Source organism: Methanohalobium sp. (assembly GCF_018609725.1).
Lineage (GTDB): Archaea > Halobacteriota > Methanosarcinia > Methanosarcinales > Methanosarcinaceae > Methanohalobium.
In genome coordinates this window covers 1-6,389 of the sequence record NZ_JAHENT010000075.1, presented here as the reverse complement: position 1 = coordinate 6,389, position 6,389 = coordinate 1, and the positions used below count along the sequence as shown (strand labels likewise).

General features: G+C 36.9%; 8 protein-coding genes and 1 pseudogene. All 9 read right to left on the bottom strand.

Going from position 1 to position 6,389, the window contains the following annotated elements:
• A partial coding sequence (locus tag QZ276_RS04695; protein WP_292485750.1) for a transposase occupies window positions 1-1,039 on the bottom strand: 1,039 nt, incomplete at its 3' end.
• 199 nt (window positions 1,040-1,238) lie between these two features.
• Entirely contained in the window at window positions 1,239-1,508 is a 270-nt protein-coding gene (locus QZ276_RS04690) for a hypothetical protein (protein WP_292485748.1), read from the bottom strand.
• Between the two features lie 54 nt (window positions 1,509-1,562).
• On the bottom strand, window positions 1,563-1,979 hold the full coding sequence (locus QZ276_RS04685) for a molybdopterin dinucleotide binding domain-containing protein (RefSeq protein WP_292485746.1): 417 nt from the start codon (window positions 1,977-1,979) through the stop codon (window positions 1,563-1,565).
• A complete protein-coding gene (locus QZ276_RS04680) occupies window positions 1,979-3,232 on the bottom strand; it encodes a formylmethanofuran dehydrogenase subunit B (protein WP_292485744.1) in 1,254 nt (417 codons plus the stop codon). Before QZ276_RS04680 ends, QZ276_RS04685 begins: the two co-directional genes overlap by 1 nt.
• Before the next feature lie 23 nt (window positions 3,233-3,255).
• Window positions 3,256-3,714: a (Fe-S)-binding protein gene (locus tag QZ276_RS04675; RefSeq protein WP_292485742.1), complete on the bottom strand. Its 459-nt coding sequence runs from the start codon at window positions 3,712-3,714 to the stop codon at window positions 3,256-3,258.
• A gap of 23 nt (window positions 3,715-3,737) precedes the next feature.
• On the bottom strand, window positions 3,738-4,034 hold the full coding sequence (locus QZ276_RS04670; protein WP_292485740.1) for a ferredoxin-thioredoxin reductase catalytic domain-containing protein: 297 nt from the start codon (window positions 4,032-4,034) through the stop codon (window positions 3,738-3,740).
• 145 nt (window positions 4,035-4,179) lie between these two features.
• Complete coding sequence (locus QZ276_RS04665; RefSeq protein ID WP_292485739.1) at window positions 4,180-4,641, bottom strand: universal stress protein; 462 nt, start codon at window positions 4,639-4,641, stop codon at window positions 4,180-4,182.
• Between the two features lie 79 nt (window positions 4,642-4,720).
• Window positions 4,721-6,142, bottom strand: coding sequence for an APC family permease (locus QZ276_RS04660; protein ID WP_292485737.1), 1,422 nt, complete (start codon window positions 6,140-6,142; stop codon window positions 4,721-4,723).
• A gap of 97 nt (window positions 6,143-6,239) precedes the next feature.
• Window positions 6,240-6,389, bottom strand: a pseudogene (locus tag QZ276_RS04655) ([dimethylamine--corrinoid protein] Co-methyltransferase); the annotation flags it as partial.

Genomic DNA, 6,389 nt, shown 5'->3' with positions numbered 1-6,389 from the left:
CTGATCTTTCACAAACCCATTCAATTGTTCCACGCAATTTTGCGATGAGAGTTTGATTTAATATACTGCGGTTTGCTTTTTTATGCGGTGAAACTTCTTTCGATGGAGTATAATCACCAATTAGGATTTTATCGTAGTTTCTGCAAAGATAGTTTGCTATTGTAAACATACCCAACTTTGTCTGTTCTCGTTTGGTATGCAGAGCTTTCTCCAGCGCTTTGTCGTATATTTTCCAGTTGTTACTTGGTTCCCAATACCCTCTTGTTTCACTTATAGGTATAAATTGAGATTTGCGTTTGCAGTTATCTCGTTTAGACATTAAATCATCAATCACGCCATCCCAGTATTTTATCTCGTCTAAATTCTGGAATTCGATAGTATTTCCTTTGTAATCATAAGCTGTTAAGAGGTTCTTATGATTAGGGTCGAGAGCAATCCATTTTTCCGCATCTTTTTTTGGAGTTTTCTCTTTTACAACAGTAAATATAGCATAAAATTTCCCTTGTTGTTTCACCAATCTGAATGCTCTTGGTTCACCACCATCAAGTTTTGGTTTCTCATTTAGTGTTCCAACAACTCTTAGTTGTTTGGAATATTTGTCTTTCCCTAAACTTATGATTACGGTTTTACCATCTATTTTCCACCCACTTTTTTCTTCATATTCAAGTGAGAACCACTTGTTTTTCCAACTTCTGTGTTGTGGATGTCCTACTTCGGGTATCTGGAAAAAGTTTTCATAAGATTTTGCTAACCTTATCGCCACGTTTTTCAGAACTGAAGAATAAACTGTTTTCAAGAATGGTTTTTCTTCTTTTATTCGTGGAACCTGGTTTCTCAAGTTGTATTTATTGGTAAGTTTGTTCCTACTACCATTATACTTATAGTCATATTCGACCATGTCGTAAAGATAATTATATAACCAGTTACATATCTTCGATTGTCCATCGAGGATATTCTCATCTTCACCGGAGAAATAAATCTCCTGTTTTAGAGTGAATGTAACTGTGTTTTTAAATTTATCTTTATTTCGAAACGACATGATAATCATCAAATAGTTTTTCGTTTGTCTCCTTGATTTTTTTGTTCTTATGACTTCGACTTCCGTAAATTTTTGCGGAAAAACCCGTGATGATAGTAAGAACATCTTAGAACAATTCAATTTCGTATGTTTTATCTTCTGTTTGATTGATGATTTCTATTTTAACACCATTTACAATTCTTAGATACTGTGTGCAATATTATGCAAATTTGTTGCATAATTTGGGAACTGTTTTATTCCCCTCAATTTGTAGCCGGTAAGATTCTTTATCGATTTTCTGTGTACCTTTAATAGCAAAATTACCCTGTTCAGAAATTGGAGTTAGATTTTTACCCTGATAAACAGTTGTCTCGTTTTCGTAACTATAATTTTTTGGAGGTTCAGGGTTTTCAGATGATGACAGACAACCTGATAAAAATATAAAAAGACTCAATATGAGTAATATTAAAAGCAAATTTAATTTATTCATAAAATACCACACTCCCCCAGAAAGATGATAATAAAATATCAAAATGATGATATATCAGACATTTACCACTTCCAGCTTTTCTATATCTGCTATATCCTCTCCTTTTGCATCTGATATTGATGCATCAATCAATTTATAATTTGGAACACCGGTATTTCCGGTCTCATCAGAAACAAGTGAATTAGACCACGGACTATTTGGCATATATGCATAGCCCCTGTGTGGATTCTCAGAATCGGATTCTACAGCTTTTACAACTACGTCACCGTATTTGTTTTTCAAATATACAATATTTCCACTTTTTATACCCATTTTTTCCATATCTTTGCTGTCCAATTTAATGATAGCTGATAAATCCTTATATTCATCACCAAAAAGTGAATTTTCAAGAGCTTCACTCTGGAATATATCTCTGTAGGTGATGATTTTAATGTCGTATTCAGGGGTTTCCAAAAATTTCCCAAAATCCATCAGAGTTCCTCCATAACCCTTCGAAGTATCTCTTCATCAGAGATTTTGGAGGTTTCAATCATTGGTTCAAAATTCACTCTTACACCGTCCATACGTATCGCACTTCCACCACATTCCACACCACTTAATGCGGATGGTATATTGATTCTGGATTTTCTGGATGTCAGGGTTTCACACGGGTCGATTGTAATTATCGGTATTTTGTTAAGGTTTCTGGCTATTGAACCGGGCAAACTACACATCGGGTCAGAACCTATTATAAGGGCAGAATCAACACTTTTATTCTTTAAAAGCTCCACAACAGAATACTCATACCCATGTTTAACTTCTGAATCTTTGAATTTGACCCGGTTTATATACCCGGTTTCATTAAACAGGTTCTGGTTGAACCCCCTCATGTTATAATGCCCTATCATCGGGTTAAAATAAAAATTGGACACTTCGTTTAATTTATCCATCAACCGTTTTATAGGTTCAAAATTATCCAGAGAATAAACAAGGCCAAGACCTGCAAAAATAACCCCATATTTTGCTTTTTTAAGTATATTGGCAAGTTCAAGTATTCGTTTTTTATTCATTTCAAAGGATACTTTCGGAACTTTACCCGAAAGAGCATCTATAAGCGCATCAATTAATTCTTCATCTTTTTGCGGAGGTATTAGATAGGAATTATTACCGCATATTTCTGCAGTAGATGATTCCCTGACATCTATTGCTATCGCGGTTCGGTCTTCATCATAACCTTTTTGACGGTATTTGCCACGCGGGAAATATGTATATTTGGACAGATGGCGCGGATGTGAGTTTGCTGGGTCTGCACCCCAATAAACGATAACATCAGCGTTGTTTCGGACATCATCAAGTGTACAGGTATAGTTAATTTCACCGTTTAAAATTGCCTCTACAACAGGTCCCTGACAGAAGGATGAAGTGTCATCAAGGTTAGCGTTTAATTGTTTTGCAAGTTCAATTGCTTTTTTCTGCGCTCCTTCTGTGGAATTTCCAAGCCCAAAAATTAATGGATTTTCAGATTTTTTAAGTATATTTGCAGTTTCACTTATAGCAGTGTCAACATCAGTATCTTTTCCGTCCAGTGTACACGGCATCGGCTCATTGCATGTTTGGATACGTGAAACTCCTTTCCTGCACGCGGTATACACACCGGTTATACTATTGTTTTCTGTTTCTATTTCGATATCATCACAAAGAATTGAACATGCAGTACAAACATTGTATTTATCTTCATCTTCCAAACTAATTCCTCGTTATAGATGACTTATACAAATTCTATTGCTTTTGTGGGGCATGTTTCTATACATGCATTGCATAGTATTTTGTTTTCACCAAAACGCCTGCAATTGTGGATATTGCCTTTTTGAACTACACCATTTACAACTTTTAGTATAACTCTGTCGTTTTTAGGAGCCAGCCCAATTCCGGTACCTTTTGGGTCTTCAGCAACATTAACTGGACAGGCTACAACACAATTTCCACACCCTGTACATTTTCCCTCATGGATTATCATTCCTGTTTCTGAGGCATTTTCTATTGGTGCTACAAGTTCTGATAACTTTTCATAATTTTGTTTATATTTATCCTCCAGTATTTCTGGACAATCATCAAGTCTGAGTTCACCGGAAAGCAGTGCAGTGGCAAATGCCATGCAGGTTGATTTTCCACATTTTTTGCAGTTGGTTTTGGGAAGTAATTGATATATTTCCATTGCGTTTGCCATAAGACCCACTTCAAATTGGTTAATTATTCAAATCCGTCATAAAAAAATAGCGCACAATGACACATCCCATCGTTATCAATTTCATCTTTATGATAAACACAGGGACAGATCACTTTTTTATCCTGTTCTTCATCACCGGTAATAATCCTACATGGACAGTAACGTCTACCATGTTTAATTTTGTTTTTTGCAAGTCCTTCAAGAACAAGATCCAGCATTTCATCATCTGGATTTAATTTATACCCTACTCTGCTGGCATATCTATAAGTCCATCTGTACATCTGTTTTTTAACTTTTTTTACTTTTTCATCTCCATCCATGTTAGAATGTATCTCCGCTTTGTTATAAACTTTATTGGTTTTACTGGTAAGATAAATTGTGACAAACTTTAATAAATATGGTGGCTGGAAAACAGATAGTAAAAATTGAACAGGAGGTTATCTCCTGTATTATATTTATTTTCAATCAGTCTCTAACAACAAGCACTTTGGAATTTGCATGTGCCACTACATTTTGTGCCACACTTCCAAGCAAGAATTTGTTAACGCCTGTTTTACCAAGTGTTCCTATAACTATCATATCAGCTCCATTCTTATCTGCATAATCTATTATTTGATTAGCAGGATGCCCCTCAAGTATAGCTGTTTCTATATTTACCCCTTTTTCTTCGGCGGCTTTTTTCGCATCATCTAATGCTTTTTTACCTTCTTCTTCCAAGTCAGATTTTAAGGTTTGTATCCAGTCAGCACCTCTTTGAGGAATTCCTCCAAAACGGCTGCGTGTTGATACAACATACACAACGTATACATCTGCACCTGTACAGGATGCAAGTTCTATTCCTGATTGGACAGCTTTCTTGGAATTTTCGGATCCGTCTGTTGCAATTACAATTTTATTATAAATTTCACTACAAGCAACATCTGCCATTTGTAAATATCCCCCTTAATTTTTCATTTTGGTAATAAAAAATAATAAGGAAACAGGGAAACTCCTGATCCTTAAAGATTTAAACACCGGTTGTCATTGATGCCTCCTCAGCATGTTTAGAGGCCTTATTCTGTGTGTAGTACCAGATTGGTATATATGCTGCCAACACTCCTATTCCTATATAGGTTGAGGTCCATCCAAGTTCAAGACTGTTAAGATAAATCACACCTATAAGGAAAAGTGGTATATTAAGTATTCCAAACGCCAATGCAACATACTTCCAGCCTCTTGGTGCTTTAAATGGTCTCTCAAGTTGTGACAAATGTGGGTCGGTTTTTGCCTTTACATAAGAGAACAAACTTATTCCATTTGCTACAGAATATCCGATTGCAGATGCGGCCAGTACAGCTGCTGGGTTCTGCAAACCTATAAGCACCAAATTGAACAGTGCAGTAAGAATCATTGCATTGATAGGTGTTCCTGCAGAATTTGTTTTTCCAAGTATTGGTGGCAGATTACCTTCTTTTGCCATTGAGTGCATTGCTCTTGAAGAGCCAAGGAATGCGGTCTGGGTAATCAAGATCATTGCAAATATCAGTACAAATATTGCAACATATGAACCTGCCTGACCAAAGGCTGCCTGTGAAACCGGTAACAGTGGTGAAAACGGGACTTCAAGGAGTCTTTCCACACCCAGTGTACCGGTGACTGCTGTTTGCACAAGTACGAATACAATCAGACATACAAATCCACAGACAAATACTGCTTTTGGAAGATCTGAATTAGGTTTGTTGTATTCAGGACCATATACCGCAGCAGTCTCCCATGCACATGCACTCCATTCTGCCATTGCAAAGACACCTAACAGAATCAGTATATGGTGCAAATCCCATGTCCAATCAGTCGGCAACCATGAGTCTGTTATATTTGCAAGCTGAAAATCACCGGTTGCAAACGGCGCAACCGATATAATTACAAGAGGCGCCAAGGAAAGGATAGCCAGTATCATTCCAACCAGTGCACCACTTGAAAGACCGCGTGAATTAATTATCAGTAGTGCACCGTACATTAATATCCCTGCTATAATTGACAGTACATACTGTGAAATACCTATCTCAGGTAACATCTGATGCAGATATGTACCGATAAGAATTGCCATAATTGCCATAACAGGGTTCCATGCAAACCAGTATCCCCATGCACTGAAACCTCCTATCAATTTACCTCTGTCAAATTTGCCACCTTTTCCTGCAAAAACATTCTGCGCAAATCCGGGTAATCCAGAAGCTTTTGGAAACATTACTGCAAGTTCTCCATAGGCAAAGTTCTGGAAGAATCCCTGGATAACCGAAAGTGCCCATACCATTATTGCAAAAGCCCATAGATAACCAGCAAAGTAGCCTATTGACGGAAGTACAAGTAATGGAACACCAAGTGCTATTGCGAGCCCTTGTTTCCAGTCAATGGCTCTTATTAATTCATGTTCCTCGTTTTCAGCCATAACTAATCACACTCCCTTGTAATAAACTCCATTTTAACAATATATAAACAACAATTATAGTTATAATAACATGTTTTTCTATATCAATAATTGCAGATTATTTAGTCTGATTTCTGAATTTTTCACATGAGTTGATCTTGATGTCGAGCAGTTCCTCGATGTTCATCTTGGCAGAGATGCCTTTTGGAGCACCTTCAACAGATGTTAAGACGCCGATACCGAGTTCTTCCCTAAGGTCCCTCATGGT